Source organism: Mycobacterium sp. Marseille-P9652 (assembly GCF_902652685.1).
GTDB lineage: Bacteria > Actinomycetota > Actinomycetes > Mycobacteriales > Mycobacteriaceae > Mycobacterium.
Map to the genome: position 1 here is coordinate 1 of NZ_CACRUY010000061.1, position 22,448 is coordinate 22,448.

Consider the following 22,448-nt stretch of genomic DNA (forward strand, 5'->3'; position numbering starts at 1 on the left):
CCCCCTCCCCCGTGCGACCCTCCCCCGCGCGAGCTTTGCGGGGCTGGCAGGCACATTAGCAATCGTCATTCGGTCAGCGTTCCGCGGTAGGCCTCCGGGTCGAGCAGCCCCGAGATGGCCGACTCGAGGTCCGCCGCGTCGGACACCTCGACGCCGACCAGCCAGCCGGCCCCGTAGGGATCCGAATTGACCAGCTGCGGGCTGCCTTCGAGCTCGCCGTTGACGGCGGTCACGGTGCCCGAGACGGGCGCGAAGAGGTCCGACACCGACTTGGTCGACTCCACCTCGCCGAAGGATTCGCCGGCGGTCAGCGCGGTGCCGACCTCCGGGAGCTGGACGTAGACGACATCCCCCAGCGCCGACTGTGCGAAGTCGGTGATGCCCACCCGCGCTACGCGGTCACCGCTTCGGCTCACCCACTCGTGTTCGGCGGTGTAGTACAGGTCGGACGGGATATCGCTCACAAGTCATCCTGTTCTTGTCGGTGCTCACTTGACCGGCTGAGCGTATTGGTGCGGTTTTGGTTGCCGCAAGGTGGTCACGTCCACCCGGTTCGCCTGTTGGACGGTCATCCGCGCGCCCACCCGCTTGACGCTGTCCTCCGCGCCGCCGGGAATGTTCATGGCCGCGGCCAGGGTGGGCGGATCGCCAATCGCCAGAACCGAATACGGCGGCGACAGCGTCTTGTTGTCGACCATCAGCGAGCCGGGCGTTCCGACCACCCAGGTGTCGACGCCCACCCGGACCGACTGGTGTGCGTCGTTGACCTCGATGGCCTCCGCTCCGGCGGCGCGCAGCTCGTTGACCACGTCGAGCAACGCCTCGGGCGAGACGCCGGGGCCCGGGTCCTCGATGGTGACGGTGACGCCCGGCCCGGTGGCGCCGACGGTCCCGACCAGGATCGACAGGGCGGCGAGCCGGGCCTGCGCGCTCTGGATGGCGGCCTGGTCGGTGTTGCCGGACGCCTGCAACGAGTTCAGGGTGTTCTGCAGTTCGGTCACCTCGGTGTTGAGCGTCGCTTCGCGCTGGCGCAGCGAGTCGAGCAGCACCAGCAGGTCGGCGGGGCGCGCCGTGTCGAGGGAGTCGCCGGATTTCGTCTGGCGGACCTGGGTGACGATCGCGACGCCGAGCACGAGGCACAGCAGGACGGCCAGCGCCCCGAACGCCAGCCGGGAGCGACCGACCTGCGGCAGCCGCGCCCGGCGGGCGGTCCGGGCGGCGGCGGGCAACTCGTGGCGGCCCCGCGGCGCGTCCGCGGCACCCTTGCCCTCGGCGACGGGTGGGCCGTCCGGGGTTGGCGCACCGGGGTTTTCGCCGCCGGGGCGGTCCGGGGAGTCCTCGCTCATGCCGACCTCATCGCCGTCACGCCCCGAAAAGCCGGCGCCGCAGCGCGGCGGCGTTGCCGAAGATGCGGATGCCCAGCACCACGATGATGGCGGTGGACAACTGGGTCCCCACGCCCAATTGGTCGCCGACGTACACGATGAGGGCGGCCACGCAGACGTTGAAGACGAACGACACCACGAATACCTTCGGATCGAAGATGCGTTCCAGGTAGGCCCGCAGCCCCCCGAACACCGCGTCGAGGGCGGCCACCACGGCGATCGGCAGGTAGGGCTGAATGACCTCGGGAACGGCCGGGTGGAAGATCAGGCCGAGCACGATGCCGATCGCCAGCGCCGCGATGCCGATCATGCCCGCTCCCCCGTTCTCACGTATGTCATTGCGGCCCAATCGGTTTGGCGAACTTCACCTCGCGGACGGACCCGGCCGGCAGCGACAGGCCGTCGGCCACGTTCACCGTGACGCCGACACCGTAGGACACCTCCAGCAGCCGCAGTCGCTGCAACCCCGGGCTGTTGTCGAAAGTTTCTCGCATGGCGTGCGGCGGCCCGATCGCCAGGATCGCGTAGGGGCTGGCGGTGGGGTTGTTGTCCACCAGGGTCGCGCCGCCGGCCTGCCGGATGGTCACGTCCGGCCCGATCCGCACGCCACCGACCGAGATGGCCTCGGCGCCGCTGGCCCACAGCGAATTGACGACGAGCTGCAGGTCGCGATCCAGGATGATCTGCCGGCTGCCGTTGAGCCGCTGCTTGGACACGTCCGAAAGGTTTGGGCCGGCACCGGGATCCGTCACCGTCACCGTTAGGCCGGGGCCGATGACGGGCCTGCTGGCCGCGGCCAGGCTGAGCGCGTCCAGGCGGTTCAGCAGCCGCTGCCCCTCGGCGTCCTCGGCCAGCGCGTGCCGCTGCACGTCGTCGACCCGGGTCGACAGCTCGCCGCGCCGCTGGGCCAGCCCGGTCGTGGTCGCCTCGGTGGACCGCACGGTGCGCACCAGCAGCTGCTGCGCGTCGCGCACCCCCGGCGCCACCGATCGCGCCTGCGCCACCGCGGCGGCGAACACCGAGGCGATGAGCAGCGCCGCCAGGGCCTGCCACATCCAGCGCGACGCGCGCCCGCGGCCGCCCGCCTCGGTCCCGGCCTCGGCGCGCCTCGCGGCGGCCGCGGCGTAGCCCGGGTCCAGGTGCTCCGAGAGCAGCGCCCGCAGCAGCGAGGGCACCGGGATGAATTGCGGACGCGCGACATTGGGGCGGTGACCCGCGTTGGGGTCGTAGCCGCCGAGCGCGCGGTCCGGCTCAGCCATGCTCACCGGCCGGTTGACGGGGACGGTTGAGCTTGGGTACCCGCCGGATGACCAGCGTCAGCTGCACGACGTACAGCACGAACGACCACAGGTAGGCGTACAGCCCCCAGCCCAGGAAGCCCCAGCCGCACGCCCCCAGCACCCGGCTCCAGGTGGCACCGCCCGTGCCGAGCAGCACCAGCGGAAAGCCGGACATCAGGGCGAACGTCGCCGCCTTGCCGACGTAGGTGACCGGCAGCGCCGACAGCCCGCGGCTGCGCAGCAGCGGCAGCGTCGCGGCCAGCAGCCCGTCGCGTGCCAGCAGGGCGGCCACGAACCACCACGGCACGATGCCGTCGAACGCCAGCACGATCGGCACCGCGACCATGTAGAGGCGGTCGACCGCCGGGTCGAGCAGGACCCCGAGCCGCGACGACTCGTCGAGCAGCCGGGCGATCTTCCCGTCCGCCCAGTCCGAGAAGCCGCTGAACATCAGGATCGCCACCGCCCAGCCGTTGGCGTGCAGGCGGAGCAGGAGGTAGGCGAACACCGGGATGAGCGCCAGGCGGATGACGCTCAGTGCGTTGGGCACCGTCAGCACCCGGTCGGGCGGAAGCACCGGCTCCATGAGCCGTGACCTTAACGCGGGGATGTTGCGGCGCGTTAAACGGACGCACGATTCGCGGGCCTGACCTCTCAGGTCAGTGCACCTAGCGGAACACCCCGGGCAGGCTGAGCGTGGACAGCGTGTCGTCGGACAGCGGGTTGTCGTTGACCATGTAGGTCCACGTCGACGTCGGCCGGGCCAGCTTCGACAGGTCCAGGCCCTGCTCCTCCTCGAGGACGTTCGCCGTCTCGAACGTCTGCTGCGCCGCCTCGATCGCGTCGGCCGCCAGGGACGCGAACGCGTCGACCGCCAGCCGGTGGAACTCGTCGAGCGGGTTCTGGCGGCCCAGCGCCCGCAGGTGGATGCTCTCGCGGATGTCGGCCAGGTACGCCAGGTGGTCGGCCCAGCCGCGGTCCAGGTGGAACAGCATGATCTGCCGGCAGATCTTCTCGAGGCGGTCCTCGGGGATGTCCTCGGCGAGCTCCTTGTATCGCTTGGGCGCCAGGTCGGCCAGTTCCTCGCGCGCGGTATCGGTGCGCAGCAATGTGTTTCGGCGATCGACGATGATGGCGCGCTGCTGGGCGATCAGCTGGTTGTAGCGCCAGGTGTTGGCGTGCACGTCGAGCATGCGGCCCTCGGCAACCCGCTGGGCGTGGTCGAGCAGCCCGGCCGCCTTGGGGCTGACGATGCGCCCGTCGTCGTCGGTCTGCATCGGGAGCTTGTTGTGGTCGAGGTTGGCCGCGACGACGTCGTCCTCCCAGCTGGAGAAGAACACCGACGATCCCGGGTCGCCCTGGCGCCCGGCGCGCCCGCGCAGCTGGTTGTCCAGCCGCTGGGTGTGGTGGCGGCCGGTGCCGACGACGTGCAGGCCGCCGAGCTCGGCCACCCGGTCGTGGTCGGCCTCGTCGGACCCGCCGAGCCGGATGTCGGTGCCGCGCCCGGCCATCTGCGTCGACACGGTCACCACCCCGAACTTGCCGGCCTCGGCGATGACCTCGGCCTCCTCCGCGTCGTTCTTCGCGTTCAGCACGACGGCGGGCACGCCGCGGCGCAGCAGCCGCTCGTGCAGCTCCTCGGATTCGGCCACGTCGCGGGTGCCGACCAGCACGGGCTGCCCGGTCTGGTTCACCTCGGTGATGTGCGCGACGATCGCGTCGTTCTTGGCGGCCGCGGTGATGTAGACGCGGTCGGCCTCGTCCTCGCGAATGTTGGGCTCGTTCGGCGGGATTGGGGACACGCCGAGCCGGTAGAACTGACGCAGCTGCTCGCCGGCCGCCAGCGCGGTCCCGGTCATCCCGCACACGGTCGCATAGCGGTTGATCAGCGCCTGCACGGTGATCGTGTCGAGCACCTCGCCGGTTTCGGTGGTCTCGATGCCCTCCTTGGCCTCGACGGCGGCCTGGAGGCCGTCGGGCCAGCGCTGCAGCTGGGCGATCCGGCCGCGCGCGGAGTTGATCAGGTGCACGGCGTCGTCGCGGACGATGTAGTGCACGTCGCGCTGCAGGAGCACGTGGGCGTGCAGGGCGACGTTGACCTCGGTCAGCGTGGTGCCGACGTGCTCCTCGGAGTACAGGTCGATGCCGCCGAGCGCCTTCTCGACCTTGCGGGCGCCGACGTCGGTCAGGTGGACGTTGCGGCTGTCGGAGTCGGTGTCGTAGTCGGTGCCGGGCTCCAGCTGCCCGACGAGCGCGACGATCTCGAGGCGCGGCGTCTCGCGGTGCGTCGTGCCGGCCAGCACCAGCGGCACCAGCGCCTCGTCGACCAGGACGGAGTCGGCCTCGTCGATCAGGGCCACGTCGGGGTTGGGCGACACCAGGTCGTCGACGTCGACCACGAGCTGGTCGCGCAGCACGTCGAAGCCGATCTCGTTGACCGAGGCGTAGGTGACGTCGCAGCCGTAGGCCTTGCGACGCTCCTCGCTGGTCGACTCGGCGGTGATCCAGCCGACCGTCAGGCCCATCGCCTCCAGCAGCGGACCCATCCACTCGGCGTCCCGGCGGGCCAGGTAGTCGTTGATCGTCACCACGTGCACGTGCCGCCCGGCCAGCGCGTAGCCGGCCGCCGCGATCGCCCCGGACAGCGTCTTGCCCTCGCCGGTGGCCATCTCGATCACGTCGCCGGCCAGCATGCGCAGGGCACCCAGCAGCTGGACGTCGAAGGGGCGCAGGCCCGTTGACCGTTCGGCCGCTTCCCGGGCGATCGCGAGGAACTGCGGGATGTCGCTGGACTCGGCCAGGTCGTCGAGCTTGAGCAGTCCCGCCGCCTTGAGCAGCTTCTCGTCGCTGAGGTCGGCGGCTTCCTTCTCGTAGTCCGCGGAGGCGGTCACCTGGGCCAGCGAGCGGTTGCGGTTCTTCTCGGTGCTGGCGCCCAGCAACCGCCAGAAGCGGCTGGTCAGGCGGCCGGATTGGGCGGGGGTGGTCTTCGGCACAGGTCAACGGTACGCGAACCGCCGACCGGCGCGGACGCCCGCGACACGCCCTTACGCGAGGTTGGACCGGCGGGGGTAGGCCACGTTCGGGTCCGTCAGCACGTTGACGACGGCGGGCAGGCCGCTGGCGAAGGCGCGCTCCAGGGCGGGGCGGAGCTCGGCCGGCGCGGACACCAGCTCGCCGTGGCCGCCCAGCGCGCGCACCACCTCGTCGTAGCGGGTGCCCGGCCGCAACTCCGCGACCACGGAATAGCCGTACAACGCCTCCATCGGGTGCTTCTCGAGCGCCCAGATGCCGTTGTTGCCGATCACCGAGACGACGGGGACGTTGTGCCGCACCAAGGTGTCCCACTCCATGCCGGAAAAGCCGAACGCCCCGTCGCCCTGCAGCAGCACCACCTGGCGCTCCGGCCGGGCCAGCTTGGCGGCCAGCGCGTAGCCCGGGCCCGACCCGAGGCAGCCGAACGGGCCGCTGTCCAGCCAGCAGCCCGGCTGGTAGCTGTCGATCACCCGGCCCGCGTAGGAGCCGAAATCGCCGGCGTCGATGACGACGATGGCGTCCCGGTCCAGCATCGGCGCGAGTTCGGCGTACACCCGCATGGGGTGCAGGGGAACGCGCTCGTCGGCGAGCTCGGCCTGTTCCCGGCCGCGCGCCGCCGTCTCGGCGTCCCGCAGCTCGCCGATCCAGTCCTCGTGGTCGGTGCCGCCGCCCGCGGCGAGCGCCGCCAGGATCGACAGCAGGTCGCCGTACAGCTCGGCCTCCACGGGACGCGGGTGCCTGCGCTCCGGTTCGGCGCGATCGACCACGATCAGCTTGGTCTGCGGCCCGAACACCCCGCCGAAGCCCAGGCGGAAATCCATCGGCACGCCGACGATCAGCGCAACGTCGGCCTCCGCCAACGCCTTTCCGCGCACCCGCGAGAATGCCAGCGGGTGGTCGGCGGGCACCGCACCGCGCGCCATCCCGTTCATGAGCACCGGGATCCGCCGCTCCTCGGCCAGGCGCAGCAGGGCCGCCTCGCCGTGGCCCCACCACAGGTTGGTGCCCGCCATGATCACCGGCCGGCGCGCCGTGGCCAGCAGGCCGGCCGCGCGGCCCAGGCTCTCGTCCTGGGGAACCGGGCCGGGCGGCACGTCGGCCAGAGCGCCGGGCGCGCCGTCGTCGTCGGCCATCGAGAAGACGTGGTCCATGGGGAAGTCGACGAAGGCGACACCCGACCGGGGTCCGACGGCCGCCCGCAGGGCTTGGTCGACCAGGGACCCCACGGCGCCGGGCGACTCCGCGGTGGCCGCGAAGCGGGCGAGCGGGGCCACGAACGGCACGTGGTCGATCTCCTGCAGCGAGCCCATCCCCCACCGCCCGGCGGGGGCCCGCCCGCCGAGCACCACCAGTGGCGAGGAGTTCTGCTGCGCCGCCGCCATCGCGCTCATCCCGTTGGTGACGCCCGGCCCCGCGGTGAGCGCGGCCACGCCCGGCACCCTCGTCACCTTCGACCAGCCCTCGGCGGCGAACGCCGCGGTCTGCTCATGCCGGGTGTCGACGAGCCGGATGCCCTCGTCGCGGCAGCCGTCATACAGCGAGAACAGGTGGCCGCCCGACAGCGTGAAGAGCGTGTCGACGCCACTGGCCTTGAGCCGGCGGGCGATCAGCCGGCCGGCGTGCACGGTGTCGGTGGAGACGGTGTCGGTGCTCATCATCGCAGCCTAGCCATCTGCGTCCGGTAGCTTCGCCGATGGATTCTTGTTGCGCGTGAGGAGAACGACGTTGGACCCGAAGCCGTTCAAGCCTTCGATCGACTGGTCGGCGGCGCTGCCCGATTCCCTGCGGTGGCTGGCCATCGCCTGGGTGATCGCCGCGGTGTGCCTCTTGCTCGTGCTTGTCGCGTTCAAATTCCTGACCCCGTGGGGCCGCCAGTTCTGGCGGATCACTCGCGGCTACTTCGTCGGCCGGTCGAGCGTGAAGGTCTGGGTGTGGCTCGGCGTGCTGCTGCTGTCGGTCCTGACGTCCGTGCGCCTCAGCGTCCTGCTCAGCTATCAGGGCAACGATCTGTATACGGCTCTGCAGAAGGCGTTTCAGGGCACCGCGTCGGGCAGCGCCGCGGTGCGCAACTCCGGCATTCACGGGTTCTGGGTGTCGCTGGGGATCTTCTGCGTGCTGGCGTCGTTGTGGGTGCTGCGCTTCGCCGTCGACGTCTACCTGACGCAGCGCTTCATCATCGCGTGGCGGATGTGGCTGACCGCGCACTTGACCGACGACTGGCTCGACGGCCGGGCCTACTACCGCGATCTGTTCATCGACCACACGATCGACAACCCGGACCAGCGCATCCAGCAGGACATCGACATCTTCACCGCCAACGCCGGCGGCACCCCCAACACGCCGTCCAACGGCACCGGAAACACGTTGCTGTTCGGGGCCGTCAACGCGGTGGCGTCGGTGATCTCGTTCGCCGCGATCTTGTGGAACCTGTCCGGGGATCTGAGCCTCTTCGGCCTGACATTCCCGCGGGCCATGTTCTGGACCGTCTTGCTCTACGTGCTGATCGCGACCGTCGTCGCGGTCTGGCTGGGCCGGCCGCTGATTTTCCTGAGCTTCAACAACGAAAGGCTCAACGCCGCCTTCCGTTACGCCCTGGTGCGGTTGCGCGACGCGGCGGAGGCGGTGGGCTTCTACCGGGGCGAACGGGTCGAGCGGGCTCAGCTGTGGCGGCGCTTCACCCCGATCATTGCGAACTACCGCAAGTACGTGCGCCGCACCATCATCTTCAACGGGTGGAACTGGTCGGTGACACAGATCATCGTCCCGCTGCCCCTGGCGATCCAGGCGCCGCGGCTGTTCGCCGGCCAGATCGACTTCGGCGACGTCAGCCAGACCGCGACGGCGTTCGGCAACATTCACGACTCGCTTTCCTTCTTCCGCAACAACTACGACGCGTTCGCGGCGTTCCGGGCGGCGATCATCCGGTTGCACGGGTTGGTCGACGCCAACGACAAGGGCCGCGCGTTGCCGACGATCCTGGTGAAGCCGAGCGAAGAGTCCACCGTCGAACTCCGGGGTATCGAGGTGCGCACGCCCGCCGGGGACCGGCTGATCGACCCGCTCGACGTGCAACTCGACGACGGTGGATCGCTGGTCATCACCGGACGCTCGGGCGCGGGCAAGACCACGCTGCTGCGCAGCCTGGCCGAGTTGTGGCCGTACGCCTCGGGGACACTGTGCCGGCCCGACGGGGACAACGCGACGATGTTCCTGTCCCAGCTGCCGTACGTGCCGCTGGGCAGCCTCCGCACCGTGGTGTGCTACCCCAACGAGCCAGGCGACGTCCCCGATGCCGAGCTGCGCGACGTCCTGACGAAGGTGGCCCTGGCGCCGTTGGCGAACCGGCTCGACGAGGAGCAGGACTGGGCGAAGGTGCTCTCACCGGGCGAGCAGCAGCGCGTCGCGTTCGCGCGCATCCTGCTCACCAAGCCCAAGGCCGTGTTCCTCGACGAGGCGACGTCGGCGCTGGACGAGGGGCTGGAATTCGCGCTGTACCAACTGCTGCGCAGCGAGTTGCCGGAATGCGTGGTGGTCAGCGTGAGCCATCGGCCGACCGTCGAGCAGCATCACCGGCAGGAACTTCACCTGCTCGGTGGCGGCGAGTGGCGCCTTGGCCCGGTGGAGAAGGAACCCGCGACGGTTTGAGCCGGGCGCCTCGTACGCCGAGATTGCCTCCAGGGTGTTGACTTGGCCTTCGGGCACGACCGTCACGGCAATTTCGTCGGACCCGCTAACCTGCCCGCGCCGCGTGCGCCCCGGCGCGGCGACCGAAGAACGAGCCCTCCCCCAGTTGCGTCCCCGAGGCGTAGCCCTTGCCGTCCTGGGCGATGTTCGACGCGCACGCCCCCACCGCGTACAGGCCGGGCACCGGGGAACCGTCCTCGCGCAGCACCTGCCCGTCCACGGACGTGGCCAGGCCGCCCACGGTGAACCCGGCGTACATCGCCTTGCCGAGCGACATGTCGAACGCGCCCCAGGGCCCTTTGTCTTGTGGCGCAAGGAATTCCGGCTGCTTGTGGAAGTCGGGGTCCTCCCCGCGCGCGGCGTAGGTGTTGTAGCGGTCCAGCGTTGCGACGAGGTTGCCCTTGGGAATGCCGAGCGCGGCCTCCATCTCCTCGACGGTTTCCCAGCCGTCGATCAGCGGGACCAGCGGCATTTTGGGGTGCTCCAGGTGTGCCTCGTCGACGATCAGGAACGCCGCGCTGTCGGGCTGGTCCATGATGAAGCCGGCCGTCCGGGAGTGGTAGGAGTCCTCGGCGACGAACCGCTGCCCGAGTTTGTTGACGATGATCCCGGTCAGCAGGATCGACGGCGGATAGGGCGGGGCGGTGATGAAGATCTGGTCCATGTGCTGGGTGGCGCCACCGGCCGACTCACCCAGCCGGATTCCCAGGCCGTCGTCGTAGGTGTTGCCGAGCACGAACGGCTTCTCGCCCAGCTTGGGCGTGTACTTGGCGACCATGTCGGGGTTCATCACGAAGCCGCCGGCAGCGATGATCACGGACTTTGCCTTGATCGCACCGGTTTCGGCGAAGTGCTTCCACACGACGCCCGTGACGGCCCCGTCACCGTCCACGACGAGCTGGGTGGCGCCGGTCTCGTAGCGGATCTGCACGCCCAGGCTCGCAGCGCGTTTCAGCAACAGGTCGATCACCATGCTCGCGCCGCCGGTGTCGCCCGGCACCGGCACCTTGTGGCCCCGGGGCGCGGGCACCGCCATCTCCAGGAACGGCCAGACCTTCTCGTTGCCGGTGAACATCAACCCCTCGGTGTTGGGCTGAATCACGGCCTTTCCCGGGAAGTAGCTTCGCTCGAACTGGAAGCCGAGGTCCTCCAGCCAGTTGAAGTGCTCGACGCTGCCCTCGCAATACGCGCGGATCTTGGCCTCGTCGGGCTGCCGCGACACCGCGACCAGGTACTTGTACATCTCCTCGGGAGAGTCGGGATGACCGGTCGCCTCCTGCACCGCGGTGCCGCCACCGAGGTAAAAGTGGCCTCCCGCAAGCGAAGTGGTGCCACCCGCGGCGGCCGCGCGCTCGAGCACCAGCACTCGCGCTCCGTTGGCGGCCGCGCTGACCGCCGCCCCGGCCGCGCCGATGCCGAAGCCGATCACCACCACGTCGACGTCGTCAGACCACGACGTCACGTCGTCCGCGAGGACCGTTGACGGGATTTCGGTGCTCACCGCTGCTCCTGTTTAATGTAGTCGTAGAACTTCCGCATTTCGGCTGGGACGTAGGCGAATTCGACGAACGGCACGCCCGCCTGCGGCGCGGACACGTAGGCGAACTGCAGGCCGCCCGCCATCACGCCCTGCTGCACCACGGGCGCTCCCCGGTCTGCGGCCTCGGCCAGCGCCGCGTCGAACTGCTCGGGGGTCTGCGCCTCCATGCAGATGTGGTGCAGGCCGGGCCCCGACTCGCGGAGAAAGTCACTATAGATGTTCTCCCCGCGGACCGGTGAGATCAGCTCCAACTGCATGTCCCCGAGGTAGCTCAGGGAGATGCCGGCGACGAAATCGGCCGGCTTGCCACGGTAGCTGCAGGTGTCGGGAGCAAAGTGCACGTCGGGTATGCGCACCCACTTCCGGACGCCTAACAGGCCGGTGAGAGCCGTTTCGGTGGCATCGAGGTCCCGGGTGACCCACGCGATCTGCGTCGGCGATTGGAGGGGAAGGGTCATCGCCTCGCAGGATATCCCAGTGCGTCGGCGGTCAGAAAGGCCCGGGATGTCTTTGCCGTAAGCCGTCCGCCCGCCCCTGGCCCGCACCGGTGAACACGTTCTAATTACCCGCCGGTCAGTGCTGGCCCAGGACGCCGATCAGCAGGCCGAGCTGGGCGTCGAACACCGCTTCCGGATCGGTCAGGGTGTCGCTGCCGTACTGGCCGAACACCTCCAGGCTGATCGCGCCGAGCACCCCCGCCCACAGGAGGAAGCACTTGGTGAGCACCTGGTCGTCGCCGGGGAAGCTGAACTCCCGGCGGATCCGCTCGAAGTCCGACGACATCGGTTGGGTCGCAACGTCATTCGTGAGGCGTATATCGCCGGTGGTGATCCCGGCGGCCACGGCCTCGAAGATGGCCCCGACGACCCGGGTGCCGGCGGGCACCGTGCGCTCCGCCGGAGCGTGGTATCCCGGCACCGGGGTGCCGTAGAGCAGGCCCCAGCGGGCCGGGTGGGCGAGCGCCCACCGCCGCGCCGCGCGGGCGATCGCCGCGACCTCGTCGCTCCACAGGTCGCCGACGGACTGGCGCGCGCGGTCGACGGCGTCGGCCAGGTCGGTGTAGGCGTCGACGAGCAGCAGCGTGAGGAGGTCGTCGCGGCTGGCCACGTAGCGGTAGACGGCCGAGGAGACCATGCCCAGGTCGCGGGCGATCGCCCGTACCGACAGCCCCGCGGCGCCGCGCTCGACCAACTGCCTGCGCCCTAGCGCGATGATCCGCGACTCGATCTGCTCCCGTGACTCCTGGCGTTTGCCCACGCCGCCAGTCTGACACGAGCGAGAACACTGCTCTTGTTTTTTACACGCTCATGCGGCAGCATGTCCTCATGCGAGAGCAGTGCTCTCAAAACCCGCTGACCGAGAGGGCTTCCATGTCGACGCGATACGAGGAACCGGGCCGGGTGGCCCAGGCCGGCAATGCGGTGATCCGCTGGCTCGCCGAGCTGGGGATCAGCATCGCCGGCACCCGGGCGCTGCGCGTGCGTGGCCGCAAGAGCGGCAAGGCGCGCGGCGTGGTGGTCAACCTCCTGACGATCGACGGGGTCGACTATCTGGTGAGCCCGCGCGGCAACACGCAGTGGGCGCGCAACGTGCGCGCGGCGGGCTTCGTCGAGGTGGGCCCGCGCTGGCGGCGCCGCCGGGCCCGGGTCACCGAGGTCGACGACGCGGCCAAGCCCCCAGTGCTGCGACGCTATCTGGACCGCTGGTACTGGCAGGTGAAGGACTACGTCGCCGGCCTCACTCCGGACAGCACCGACGAGCAGTTCCGCGCCGCCGCGCCGACGATCCCGGTGTTCGTCCTCGAGTACTAGTCCCGCTGGCGCACTAATTCGATGTGGCGACCCGCTGCGCGCGGCTGCGCCGCGCTGGCGATCGCCACTAACGAGGATTGGTGACCACGCCGAGGTCCTGACGAACCTGGTCGGAGGTGGCGCGCCACGACACCGCCGCCGGAAGGTCGCCCCACATGCTGTTGAAGATGCCGACGATCTGCGCCGGGCCCCCGCCGGCCGGCAGGTACACCGGTCCACCGGAATCGCCCTGCCGGCTCTGGACTCCGTGCGACATGGTGAACCAGCCGTTGTTGACGCTCTCCACGGTCCCGCAGGTCTCGCCGGTGATCACACCGAAGTGGCAGACCGGCTGGCCGGCTTGAAGCGCGGCATTCGGGTTGTTCTCGAGGCGACGCCCGCCCGGCAGCACGTTGCTGACGGCGACGCTGTCGTCGAGCACGATCGCCTCGTAGTCGTTGATCACCTGGTCGGTGGCGACCGTGGTCCCGCTCGGGGTGTTGTCCCGGAAGGTCGCCAGGCGGCCGATGAGGTGCTGCTCGCGGTCGTAGACCGGCCCCGCGCCGCGGCAGTGCCCGGCCGTGAATGCCACCCGCATCGCCGGGTCCACGTACCCCAGCGTGCACAGGCGAGTGTCCTGGTGGATCTCCATGCCGGGAAAGACCAGCGTCGGGTCGGCATGGGCCGGCGCCGCCGGCGTCAGGGGCGCAAGTGCGAGGCAGATCGATGCGGCGAATGCGCGCAATGCAGAGCGGCGCACATGAACTCCGATCCGTCGGGGCCGAAACATCGGCCGCAGGTCTGAGGTTACGGCGTACCCGTTTTCCCTGTTGACCTTTTCGCGGCGCGCGGCCGGGATGTTACGAAGAGGTCACGAAAGCGCCGGGGGCCTTCGAATCGGCGACGGTCCGCGGCGACCAGCCGGGCGGCCCGAAGACGTATCCCAGCCGGTCGCGCAGGCGGCTTGCCGAGCGCCAGTCGCGGGCGATCGCGACGTATTCGCGGGTCTGCAGGGTCCAGATGTTGAAGGTGTCGACCGGCTTGGTCAGGCCGTAGTGCGGGCGGAAGACCTCGGGCTGGAAGCTGCGGAAGAGCCGGTCCCACAGGATCAGGATGCCGCCGTAGTTCTTGTCGAGGTACAGCTGGTCCATGCCGTGATGCACGCGGTGGTGCGACGGGGTGTTGAAGACGAACTCGATGGGCCGCGGCAACGTGCCGATCCGCTCGGTGTGAATCCAGAACTGGTAGATCAGGCTGATCGAGAAGGAGAAAAACACCAGCCACGGCGGAACGCCGAGCAGCGGCAGGGGGGTCCACATCAGGATCTCGCCGCTGTTGTTCCACTTCTGGCGCAGCGCGGTGGCGAAGTTGTAGTACTGGCTGGAATGGTGCGCCTGGTGCGTCGCCCAGATCAGCCGCACCCGGTGCGCGATGCGGTGGTAGGCGTAATACAGCAGGTCGACGCCGACCAGCGCGATCACCCAGGTGTACCACCGTCCCGCCGAGAGGTGCCACGGCGCGACGTAGGCGTAGAGCGCGGCGTAGCCGAACAGGGCCAGGGTCTTCCAGGCCGCCGTGGTGGCCACCGACACCAGCCCCATCGAGATGCTGGCGATGGAGTCCCGGGTCAGGTATGCGCCCGCCCCGGGGCGCTCGCCCACGAGCTGTTCGAGCTTGCGCGCCGCCGACCACTCCAGGGTCAGCAGCAACAGGAAGAACGGGATCGCGAGCAGCACCGGGTCCCGCATCTGCGGGGGCAGTCCGGACACGAAACCGGTGACGGCATTCACAGACACAGGTTACGACGATCGGTGCGATGCTCATCATGTCTATCGCCGATCTGAGGTGTCGAGCAGTTGAGCGCTGTGCTGGTGATCGGGTCGGGCTTCGCCGGGCTGTGGGCGGCCCTCGGGGCCGCGCGCCGGCTCGACGAGCTTGCGGTGCCGGCCGGCGCGGTCGACGTCACCGTCCTGAGCTCGCAACCCTTCCATGACATCCGGGTGCGCAACTACGAAGCCGACCTGAGCCCCTGCCGCATCCCCCTGGCCGGCCTGCTGGACCCCGTCGGGGTCCGCTACGTCACCGCCGAGGTGACCGCCATCGACACCGCCGCGCGCACCGTCACCGCATCCGGCGCCGGCACGTACGCCTACGACCGGCTGGTGCTGGCGTCGGGCAGCCAGGTCGTCCGGCCCGACGTGCCCGGCCTGCGGGAGTTCGGCTTCGACGTCGACACCTATGACGGCGCGACGGCGCTGCAGCGACACCTGCGGCGGCTGGCCGGCGATCGACCGACGCCGGCGTCCGCCACGGCGGTGGTCGTCGGGGCCGGGCTGACGGGCGTCGAGGTGGCCTGCGAGTTGCCGGGCCGGTTGCGGGAGTTGTTCGGCGACAAGGTGATTCCCCGGGTGATGCTGGTCGACCGGAACCCCGTCGTGGGCTCCGACATGGGCGCCTCGGCCCGGCCGGTGATCGAGAGGGCCCTCGCGGACAACGGCGTCGAGGCCAGGACTGGGGCGGGGGTCACCGAGGTCACCGCGGACGAAGTGACGCTGTCGACGGGCGAGTGCCTGGCGGCGGCGACGGTCGTGTGGTGTGCGGGGATGCGGGCCAGTGCCCTCACCGGGCAACTGCCGGTCGCGCGCGACCGGTTCGGCCGCGTGCCGGTCGACGATTTCCTCCGGGTGACCGGGGTGCCCGGGGTGTTCGCCGCGGGCGACGTCGCGGCCGCCCGCATGGACGACGAGCACCTGTCGGTGATGTCGTGTCAGCACGGGCGCCCGATGGGCCGCTATGCCGGCTACAACGTGATCGGCGACCTGCTCGGCCGGCCGATGCTGCCGCTGCGAATCCCCTGGTATGTCACCGTTCTCGACCTGGGGCCGGCCGGCGCCGTGTACACCGAGGGGTGGGACCGGGCGGTGGTGTCCAGCGGTGCGACGGCCAAGGAGACCAAGCGGACCATCAACACCGAGCGGATCTATCCCCCGCTGACCGGGAAGCGCGCCGACCTGCTGGCCGCGGCGGCGCCGCATCTGCAGGACCGGCCCCGCTGACGGTCAATCCGCCCGGGCCGTCTCCCCCGCAAACCACTGCACGGCCCGCACCCCCGGCTGCAGGGACAACTCGGCCACCAGCCGCTCGAGGCGGGCGGGGGTGTGGCCGTCCATCAGCACGTGCGCGGTCAGGGTGATCTCGTCGCCGGTCGACTGGCCGGTGTGGATGCCGAGCAATCGGATGTCGTCGCTGGCGGCATGCTGCACGATCTGGGCGCGGGCGTACTTCTCCGATTTCGACTTGCACACCACCTGCACCACGAAGGGCTGCAGGCCCTCGTCCTCGTCGCCGCCGTCGTCCCGGTCGATCAGCCTGCCCAACGGGCGGCCGAACACGTGGATGGCGATGACGGTGCCGGTGGCGATCACCGTGAACACCAGGTGGCCGGAGGCGGCCAGCACGCCGATGGCCGCCGAGCACCACAGGGTGGCGGCGGTGTTGAGGCCGCGGACGTTGACGCCCTCGCGGAGGATCACCCCGCCGCCGAGGAAGCCGATGCCGGACACCACATACGACGCGACCCTGGTCGGGCTGCTGTCCTCGGTGGCGGCCGCGTAGAGCACGAACAGGGTGGCGCCCGCGGCCACCAGCGCGTTGGTGCGCAGCCCCGCCCGCCGGGCGCGCCACTGGCGTTCGATGCCGATGAGGGCGCCGCACCCGACCCCGACGGCGAGCCGAACCGCGAAATCGGCGACCGTCAGCGTCTGCATGCTGCGCACTCCCTTCCCCGCCCGGCCCTCTTCCCAAGCGATCGCGCAGCTAAGCACGCGCACGTGAACGGCAGGTGGACCCGAATCGAACGCGTTTGCCCGACGGCCACCTGCTCGAGGGTGCGCTCGCTACGCCTTCGAAAGCTGATGGGGGCAGTAGAACTTCGCGGCGATCATGGCGAAGTTGGAGGCGTTCTCCATGTCCATGCCCGGGTTGTGGGTCTTGACGTCGTGGACGAGCTCCAGACCCGACTCGCCGTTGTTCAGGCAGGTGCAGACCGCCTTGCCGGACGCGATGGCCGCGTCTGGGCTCGCGTAGCTGATGCCCACCTGGTGCAGGGCGGACAGGAAGCCCCCGTCGTCGCCCTCGGGCGCGGGGGGCGGGTCCGCGGACACCGGCGCGGCGAACCCGATCCCGACGGCGGTGCCGAGCAACGCCAGAAACAGTCTCATGCTTCATCTCCCAATCGTTTGCGAAGTGCGCTGCGCCTCAACCCAATCCGGCATCCGAGGGCACCACCTGGGGCTTGTCGCCCTTCTTCAGGTGCACCGCGTGGATGCCGGGCTTCTTCGACAACTGTTCGAGCAGCGAGTCGAGGCCCTCGGCGTCGACGCTGTGGTGCTGCACGCTTTCGGGCTTTTCCGATATCTGCGCGACCAGGCGCTTCAATTGCTCGGGTGACTTCTTGTCCTTGAGGTCCTTCAGCGGGGTGAGGCGCCCGCGCACGCCGGCGCGGCCGACGACGGTGGGAGCCCCGGCGCCCACGGCGCTGCCCAACATGCCCGCCAGGGACATCGAGCCGAGCAACCCGCCCTCGCCGAGCGCGGCCGCCGGCACCGCGTCGGGGCCGGCGTCCGACAACGCCGAAGCGACCATCCTCACCGCCGGCGTGTTCGTCGCCCAGCTTGGTGGCACCGACAGCTTGTCGACGAGCGTGCCCGCATTGCCCATGCCGCCCGACACGGCGTTGAACAGCGTGCCGCGGCCGAAGTTGGCGGCGCCCAGACCGGCGCCCAGCGCGTCCTTGGGCAGCGCGCCGGCCGCGGCCGCGTGCGGGGCGAACTTGAGGAACTGCGACGCCGGCAGGTTGATCAGCAGGCCGATGTCGTTGAACCCGGTGGTGAAGCCCAACGGGGTCTTGATGGCGTTGAAGAGGGCGGTGTAGGTGGACGCTCCGCTGGGGCCGAACAGCGAGTTCAGCAGACCGTTGATGGTGCTGGTGTAGTCCGTGCTGAGGTTGGCGAGCGTTTGCAGCAGCGGGTTGGCCGTCGTCAGCGGGCTTGCCGCGGCGGACAGCAGCGAGCCGACGTTGCCGGCCGGTGTCGCGGCGGCCTCCGTCACCGCCGCCGCCTGGGCCGCCGTCCCGGCCGCGTTGGCCACCTGCGGGGCCGTGGTGAAGGGCGTCACCCGCGCGGCGGCCGCCGACGAACTCGCATAGGTGTCCATCGCCAGCGCGTCCTGCGCCCACATCTCGGCGTACTGAACCTCCGTGGCCGCTATCGCCGGGGTGTTCTGACCGAACAGGTTGGTCGCCACCAGCGACAGCAACTGGCTGCGGTTTGCGGCGATCTCCGCCGGCGGCACGTGCGCGGCGAAGGCCGTCTCGTAGGCGGCCGCGGCGGCGGTCGCCTGTGCCGACGCCTCCGCGGCCTGGGCTGCGGTGGCCTGCATCCAGGACAGATACGGCGTGACGGCGGCCAGCATGCTGACCGAGGACGGGCCCGTCCAGGCGTCGCCGGCCACGCCGTCGATCACCGACGAGCAGGCCGACACCGTCGACTGCAGTTCCCCGGCCAGCGCATCCCACGCCGCCGCGGCCGCCCGCATCGACTCCGACCCGGGGCCGGCGTACATCCTGCCCGAGTTGTACTCCGGCGGAAATGCTGCATAGAACATCTGCGGTAATCCCTTCGCTGTCAGTCGTCGAGCGCCGGAATGACGATGATGGTGGCTGCGGCAGCCTCGGCGTTGCCGACCGCTCCGCCCAGCGAACCCGCCGCGCCGCCACCCAACGAACCGCCGCCGGCCGCGGCGACCGCGCGTCCCGCCAGGCTGGACAGCGCCATCTGCCCGAAGACCCCGCCCTCGCCGGCGAGGGATGCCGCGGGGGCGCCCGCAAGGTCGGCGGGCAGCACCGAGGCGAGCGTCCTCATCGCGGGGGCGGCCTGGGTCCAGCCCTGCGGCACCGCCATGCTCCCGACGAGGGCGGCCTTGCCCATGGCCCCGGAAACCGGCGCACCGCCCACGCTCGCGCTCAGGTTGGCGGTCGCGCCGCTCGCGAGCGGCGCCAAGGCGCCGCTCACCGGCTTCACTGCGTTGAAGGCCGCCAGTCCCTGCCCGTTCTGGGCGTACGAATAGACCTGACCGAACGACAGGAACGGGCCGCCGGGTATCGAGGCCAGGCCCTGGAGGGAGTAGGGCCCGGAGGCGATGGTCGACATGACCGTGTTCCAGTTGGCGAGGTCGGCAGACAAGCCCGGGGGCAGGGTGACGTTGGCCAGCTGCGGCAGCGAAAGGCCCGAGAGCAGGTTGCCCGACGTGGTCGGGGAATTGATCAGGCCGTTCGCGAGGCCCTGCAGGGCGGTCGGCACGGAATTGACCAGCTGAGACAGCTGCGCGCCCGTCGACGCGGCCGGGGTGCCGGCGGCCTGGCTGACCGCCGCCGCCTGCGCCGGCGTTGCCGCCGCGTTCGTGGTCTGCGGCGGCTCGACGAACGCGGTCAGCTGCGACGCGCCCGCCGAGGAACTCGCGTAGGCGTACATGGCGGCGGCGTCCTGGGCCCACATCTCGAGGTAGTGGGCTTCGGTCGCCGCGATCGCCGGCGTGTTCTGCCCCAGGAAGTTGGTGGCGACCAGCGCCATGAGCAGGGCCCGGTTCGCGGCGATCACCGGCGGCGGCACCGTGGCCGCGAACGCCGTCTCGTACGCCGCCGCGGCCAGCTTCGCCTGAGACGCCGCCTCTTCGGCCTGCGCGCCCGTCGCGTTCATCCACTGCACGTAGGGCGCGGCCGCCGCGGCCATCGCTATCGACGACGGGCCGGTCCACGGACCGGTGGCGAGACCCTCGATGGTGGCGCCATACGACGACGCGGCCGACTGCAGCTGTGCGGCCAGGTCATCCCACGCGGCCGCGGCCGCCAGCATCGGGCCCGCTCCGGGGCCCACGTACATCCGCCCCGAGTTGACCTCCGGCGGAAGCGCGCCGAAGTCGATCATCGACATCCTCCCGTCACGTAACCGCCTCCCCTCACGTGGCCGCCACGGTAGGTGCGGGCACGCGTTGCCGGCCGCAAAGGCGACGAGGCTCTTAGGAAATACATGGGACCGGTCCCGAGTTTGGTGTGTCTATTACATGTCGTCGCATACAGCAAACCGATACTCCCCTTATCTGATGCGGCCGCGCACGCGCCTTTGACTTTGTGCATCCCCGCCCAACATAGCGATCAGCGTGAGCGAAAACTATTCGTAGGACGTTCCCTTGTGGTAATAGCCGTGTTAAAAGTAAATGGCAGCCACCGGGCCGCGAGCGTGAGCCGGATCGCCATATACGCCTCGAAGCCCAGAACGACTATATGTGCAGTTCAACGTCATATGGGCAGCCCAAAGCGCGGACCCGCGGAATGGTCCGTGCTATTAGCTATATGCACGACAATTAACCGCGCAAGTAATCGCGGGTGTCGTCGCTCGATATTTATGCGGTGTCGATTACGAACTCGCGCGCCATGTCAAGACGCCCGAAACCTCCTATTGCGCAGATATCAATAACGGGGAATGCCGCATTCACAGTGTTAGCACATCATCGGCGATGCGTGTGAACATCAACTCACAGGGCGCCGTGGGCCGCGGTGAGCAATTCGCCGTCGCGGGGCCCCGACCCGATGGTGGTCGTTTCGACGCCGGCCGCGTCGCCGGGTCGATCGTTCGTGGTCATGCGCTACACCCCCTCGAATTTCCCTTTCAGTTACGCACCGGTCGCTGCCCGGACGCTGATTCGTCGCTGGGGGTTTACTGTGAGCCCGGCTTTCCCGTGACGGCTCCGGTCACCCGGCGGCGGGGGGCCGTGCCACGAACGTCGGGCGGAAGCCGTACTGCGGCGTGGCGCGCCCGTACCCCTGCCCGCCGGCGCCGCCCGGGGGGATCCCGGGCATGCCGGCCGCCATGGCCGGAGGGGCGATCATCGGTGTGCCGCCCAGCGTGGGAGCCAACGGGCTTGCCGAGGGCACCGGAGCGGTGGTCCAGCTCGGTGGCACCGACAATGGGCCCACCATCGGCGCGCGCCCCATTCCCGCGGCGGCGGCTTGTCCCGGAAGGCCTCCCGAGGCCGGGGCGGCGCCGCCCGCGGCCCCGGCAGCCTGGCCTGCGGCATCTCCCGCAGCCGCGTCGCCGACCGCCTGCCCGGCGGATTGCTGACCCGCCAGTTGCAGGAACGGCGCCATGGTGTTGCTGGGCATGTAGAAGCCGGACGAGAACACGGTGTTCCACAGGTTGGCGTTCACGAATTGCCCGAAGGCCGTATTCGAGCCGAAGAGGTTCAACACGCCGTCGAGGCCGGTCGTGTCGGTGGCCGACCCGGCCGCGAACGGGTCCCAGCCGGCCGACACCAGGGCGCCCTGCGCCCCGGGAACCGGCGAGGACAGGCCCTGCAACGTGGCCGTTAGCCCGGACATCAACTGCGTCAGCGTGGCCTGCTGCGTCCCGGCTGGTGTCGCCGCGGCTTGGCCGACCGCTGCCGATTGTGCCAAGAGCCCAACGGGATTCGTGTTCTGCCCGGGCTCGCTGAAGGGCGTCAGCCGCGTGGCGACGGCCGAGGAGGCGGCGTAGCCGTACATGGCGGCGGCGTCCTGGGCCCACATCTCGGCGTACTGCGCCTCGGTAGCCGCGATGGCCGGGGTGTTCTGGCCGAGGATGTTGGTGGCGATCAGTGCCATCAGTTGGGCGCGGTTGGCCGCGATCACCGGCGGTGGCACCGTGGCGGTGAACGCCGCGTCGAAGGCCGCCGCGGCGGCCTCCGCCTGGGTGGCCGTCTGCTCAGCCCGGGCGGCCGTGGTGTCCATCCAGGCGACGTAGGGCGTCGCCGCCGCCGCCATCGACGCCGCGGCCGGTCCGCGCCATTCCTCACCGGTCAGCGCCGAAAGCACGGCGTGGTACGACAGGGCGGTGGCCCTCAGTTCCGCGGCGAGCCCCTTCCACGCCGCGGCCGCGGCCAGCATGGGACCCGAGCCGGGCCCCGAATAGATTCGGGCCGAGTTGATTTCGGGCGGAAACAGCGCGAAGTCCAGCTCCGCGGTCATGATGGCCCCTTCCCGGGCGAGCGTGAGCGTGTGGGTGATGGCGGCGGCGACACGAGCGTTGGCGCGCCGAAAAGCGCTGCGGCTGGACAGCATCGGAAGCAGAGGTGCCGGGAACCGCGCGGCGCGAGGCGAAGTCCGGTCGTACTTCACCTCGCGAACGACGACCACGGGGGCCTCCGCGCACGCCTACCTGAGCGCACGCCGAACGAGGCTGCGCGACAGGGGATCTCAGGAACCGATTCAGGCGGCGAAAGCGAAGCCGGGGCCGGATCGCGACGAAACGGTCGTCGATCTTGGATACGGACTGTCGTCGAGACTCATGTCGCGCTCACCTCCTCCGGTTCGGGCACACGGGGGTGCCGCCAAAAGCACACGGGGAGAAGGGCCCAAGCCGACGGCCCGGGCGCCGCACCCCTCTCGACAGAGCTTCGGCACCACACGGCGTATCCGGCCTTATCGGCCGGAAGCCACTTGGGCTCAACCCTTAAGCCGGGAAGAGCTGTCCTGACCCTGGGCGTCTTTCGACGTTCGAGGTCAGTGGCCTGTGTCCGTGCAGACGCCTCACCTAGCGAGGTGCATGCAACGGCCATGGTGGCACTCGCCCGGTGAGGAGTCAAGCCGGCGCGGGCCGAACCGCGTCACGACCACCGGCCTCCTGGTTCAAAACTGTTGCACTAC

At 70.1% G+C, this 22,448-nt stretch carries 20 protein-coding genes and 1 riboswitch; of the genes, 3 read left to right on the forward strand and 17 right to left on the reverse strand.

Annotated elements, in window-relative coordinates; all coding sequences use genetic code 11:
• Positions 1-65: 65 nt before the first annotated feature.
• The 7 genes from gcvH to GPY60_RS22830 all read right to left on the reverse strand — a co-directional run bounded on the left by gcvH (position 66) and on the right by GPY60_RS22830 (position 7,353).
• Positions 66-464 (reverse strand): glycine cleavage system protein GcvH, encoded by a 399-nt coding sequence (gene gcvH / locus GPY60_RS22800; RefSeq protein WP_156689965.1) that lies wholly within the window; start codon positions 462-464, stop codon positions 66-68.
• 24 nt (positions 465-488) lie between these two features.
• Positions 489-1,346 (reverse strand): DUF881 domain-containing protein, encoded by an 858-nt coding sequence (locus GPY60_RS22805; protein ID WP_156689966.1) that lies wholly within the window; start codon positions 1,344-1,346, stop codon positions 489-491.
• Positions 1,347-1,362: 16 nt separating this feature from the next.
• Positions 1,363-1,695 (reverse strand): small basic family protein, encoded by a 333-nt coding sequence (locus GPY60_RS22810; RefSeq protein WP_156689967.1) that lies wholly within the window; start codon positions 1,693-1,695, stop codon positions 1,363-1,365.
• Between the two features lie 25 nt (positions 1,696-1,720).
• The gene (locus GPY60_RS22815) at positions 1,721-2,644 is read right to left on the reverse strand and encodes a DUF881 domain-containing protein (protein ID WP_156689968.1); all 924 of its coding nucleotides are present in this window, start codon (positions 2,642-2,644) and stop codon (positions 1,721-1,723) included.
• On the reverse strand, positions 2,637-3,251 hold the full coding sequence (locus GPY60_RS22820) for a CDP-alcohol phosphatidyltransferase family protein (RefSeq protein ID WP_156689969.1): 615 nt from the start codon (positions 3,249-3,251) through the stop codon (positions 2,637-2,639). The genes GPY60_RS22815 and GPY60_RS22820 overlap by 8 nt, the downstream gene beginning before the upstream one ends.
• Before the next feature lie 82 nt (positions 3,252-3,333).
• Positions 3,334-5,658 carry an accessory Sec system translocase SecA2 gene (secA2, locus tag GPY60_RS22825; protein WP_156689970.1) on the reverse strand — a complete coding sequence of 775 codons (2,325 nt, stop codon included), beginning with the start codon at positions 5,656-5,658 and terminating at the stop codon, positions 3,334-3,336.
• 51 nt (positions 5,659-5,709) lie between these two features.
• Complete coding sequence (locus GPY60_RS22830; protein ID WP_156689971.1) at positions 5,710-7,353, reverse strand: acetolactate synthase; 1,644 nt, start codon at positions 7,351-7,353, stop codon at positions 5,710-5,712.
• Between the two features lie 70 nt (positions 7,354-7,423).
• Between GPY60_RS22830 and GPY60_RS22835 the strand changes: the two genes are divergently transcribed.
• Complete coding sequence (locus GPY60_RS22835) at positions 7,424-9,343, forward strand: ABC transporter ATP-binding protein/permease (protein ID WP_156689972.1); 1,920 nt, start codon at positions 7,424-7,426, stop codon at positions 9,341-9,343.
• 85 nt (positions 9,344-9,428) lie between these two features.
• On the opposite strand, the gene GPY60_RS22840 is transcribed toward GPY60_RS22835, so the two are convergent.
• From GPY60_RS22840 to GPY60_RS22850, 3 genes are all read right to left on the reverse strand, one after another.
• Positions 9,429-10,883, reverse strand: a complete 1,455-nt coding sequence (locus GPY60_RS22840; RefSeq protein ID WP_156689973.1) for an FAD-binding protein — start codon at positions 10,881-10,883, stop codon at positions 9,429-9,431.
• Positions 10,880-11,380 (reverse strand): VOC family protein, encoded by a 501-nt coding sequence (locus GPY60_RS22845; RefSeq protein ID WP_156689974.1) that lies wholly within the window; start codon positions 11,378-11,380, stop codon positions 10,880-10,882. The genes GPY60_RS22840 and GPY60_RS22845 overlap by 4 nt, the downstream gene beginning before the upstream one ends.
• A 115-nt stretch (positions 11,381-11,495) precedes the next feature.
• Entirely contained in the window at positions 11,496-12,179 is a 684-nt protein-coding gene (locus GPY60_RS22850; protein ID WP_156689975.1) for a TetR/AcrR family transcriptional regulator, read from the reverse strand.
• A 113-nt stretch (positions 12,180-12,292) separates the two neighbouring features.
• Between GPY60_RS22850 and GPY60_RS22855 the strand changes: the two genes are divergently transcribed.
• Complete coding sequence (locus GPY60_RS22855) at positions 12,293-12,733, forward strand: nitroreductase/quinone reductase family protein (protein WP_156689976.1); 441 nt, start codon at positions 12,293-12,295, stop codon at positions 12,731-12,733.
• A 67-nt stretch (positions 12,734-12,800) separates the two neighbouring features.
• On the opposite strand, the gene GPY60_RS22860 is transcribed toward GPY60_RS22855, so the two are convergent.
• Positions 12,801-13,472, reverse strand: a complete 672-nt coding sequence (locus tag GPY60_RS22860) for an Rv1815 family serine proteinase (protein ID WP_370462801.1) — start codon at positions 13,470-13,472, stop codon at positions 12,801-12,803.
• Between the two features lie 100 nt (positions 13,473-13,572).
• Positions 13,573-14,502 carry a sterol desaturase family protein gene (locus GPY60_RS22865; RefSeq protein ID WP_156689978.1) on the reverse strand — a complete coding sequence of 310 codons (930 nt, stop codon included), beginning with the start codon at positions 14,500-14,502 and terminating at the stop codon, positions 13,573-13,575.
• Positions 14,503-14,568: 66 nt separating this feature from the next.
• Between GPY60_RS22865 and GPY60_RS22870 the strand changes: the two genes are divergently transcribed.
• Positions 14,569-15,768, forward strand: a complete 1,200-nt coding sequence (locus GPY60_RS22870; RefSeq protein ID WP_156689979.1) for an NAD(P)/FAD-dependent oxidoreductase — start codon at positions 14,569-14,571, stop codon at positions 15,766-15,768.
• Positions 15,769-15,771: 3 nt separating this feature from the next.
• On the opposite strand, the gene GPY60_RS22875 is transcribed toward GPY60_RS22870, so the two are convergent.
• From GPY60_RS22875 to GPY60_RS22895, 5 genes are all read right to left on the reverse strand, one after another.
• Positions 15,772-16,479 carry an MgtC/SapB family protein gene (locus GPY60_RS22875; RefSeq protein WP_156689980.1) on the reverse strand — a complete coding sequence of 236 codons (708 nt, stop codon included), beginning with the start codon at positions 16,477-16,479 and terminating at the stop codon, positions 15,772-15,774.
• A 129-nt stretch (positions 16,480-16,608) separates the two neighbouring features.
• A complete protein-coding gene (locus GPY60_RS22880) occupies positions 16,609-16,932 on the reverse strand; it encodes a DUF732 domain-containing protein (RefSeq protein ID WP_156689981.1) in 324 nt (107 codons plus the stop codon).
• A gap of 37 nt (positions 16,933-16,969) precedes the next feature.
• Positions 16,970-18,376 (reverse strand): PPE family protein, encoded by a 1,407-nt coding sequence (locus GPY60_RS22885; RefSeq protein ID WP_156689982.1) that lies wholly within the window; start codon positions 18,374-18,376, stop codon positions 16,970-16,972.
• A 20-nt stretch (positions 18,377-18,396) separates the two neighbouring features.
• Positions 18,397-19,695, reverse strand: a complete 1,299-nt coding sequence (locus GPY60_RS22890) for a PPE family protein (RefSeq protein WP_304610741.1) — start codon at positions 19,693-19,695, stop codon at positions 18,397-18,399.
• Positions 19,696-20,519: 824 nt separating this feature from the next.
• Positions 20,520-21,770: a PPE family protein gene (locus tag GPY60_RS22895; protein ID WP_197283795.1), complete on the reverse strand. Its 1,251-nt coding sequence runs from the start codon at positions 21,768-21,770 to the stop codon at positions 20,520-20,522.
• Positions 21,771-22,175: 405 nt separating this feature from the next.
• A riboswitch (M-box (ykoK) riboswitch) is annotated at positions 22,176-22,350 on the reverse strand.
• Positions 22,351-22,448 lie beyond the last annotated feature (98 nt).

Coding starts and splice junctions, on each gene's coding strand:
- GPY60_RS22855 (WP_156689976.1), top strand. CDS start 12,293: ATGTCGACGCGATACGAGGAACCGGGCCGGGTGGCCCAGGCCGGCAAT.
- GPY60_RS22890 (WP_304610741.1), bottom strand. CDS start 19,695: ATGATCGACTTCGGCGCGCTTCCGCCGGAGGTCAACTCGGGGCGGATG.
- GPY60_RS22820 (WP_156689969.1), bottom strand. CDS start 3,251: ATGGAGCCGGTGCTTCCGCCCGACCGGGTGCTGACGGTGCCCAACGCA.
- GPY60_RS22875 (WP_156689980.1), bottom strand. CDS start 16,479: ATGCAGACGCTGACGGTCGCCGATTTCGCGGTTCGGCTCGCCGTCGGG.
- GPY60_RS22810 (WP_156689967.1), bottom strand. CDS start 1,695: ATGATCGGCATCGCGGCGCTGGCGATCGGCATCGTGCTCGGCCTGATC.
- GPY60_RS22880 (WP_156689981.1), bottom strand. CDS start 16,932: ATGAGACTGTTTCTGGCGTTGCTCGGCACCGCCGTCGGGATCGGGTTC.
- GPY60_RS22815 (WP_156689968.1), bottom strand. CDS start 2,644: ATGGCTGAGCCGGACCGCGCGCTCGGCGGCTACGACCCCAACGCGGGT.
- GPY60_RS22885 (WP_156689982.1), bottom strand. CDS start 18,376: ATGTTCTATGCAGCATTTCCGCCGGAGTACAACTCGGGCAGGATGTAC.
- GPY60_RS22830 (WP_156689971.1), bottom strand. CDS start 7,353: ATGAGCACCGACACCGTCTCCACCGACACCGTGCACGCCGGCCGGCTG.
- GPY60_RS22895 (WP_197283795.1), bottom strand. CDS start 21,770: ATGACCGCGGAGCTGGACTTCGCGCTGTTTCCGCCCGAAATCAACTCG.
- GPY60_RS22805 (WP_156689966.1), bottom strand. CDS start 1,346: ATGAGCGAGGACTCCCCGGACCGCCCCGGCGGCGAAAACCCCGGTGCG.
- GPY60_RS22845 (WP_156689974.1), bottom strand. CDS start 11,380: ATGACCCTTCCCCTCCAATCGCCGACGCAGATCGCGTGGGTCACCCGG.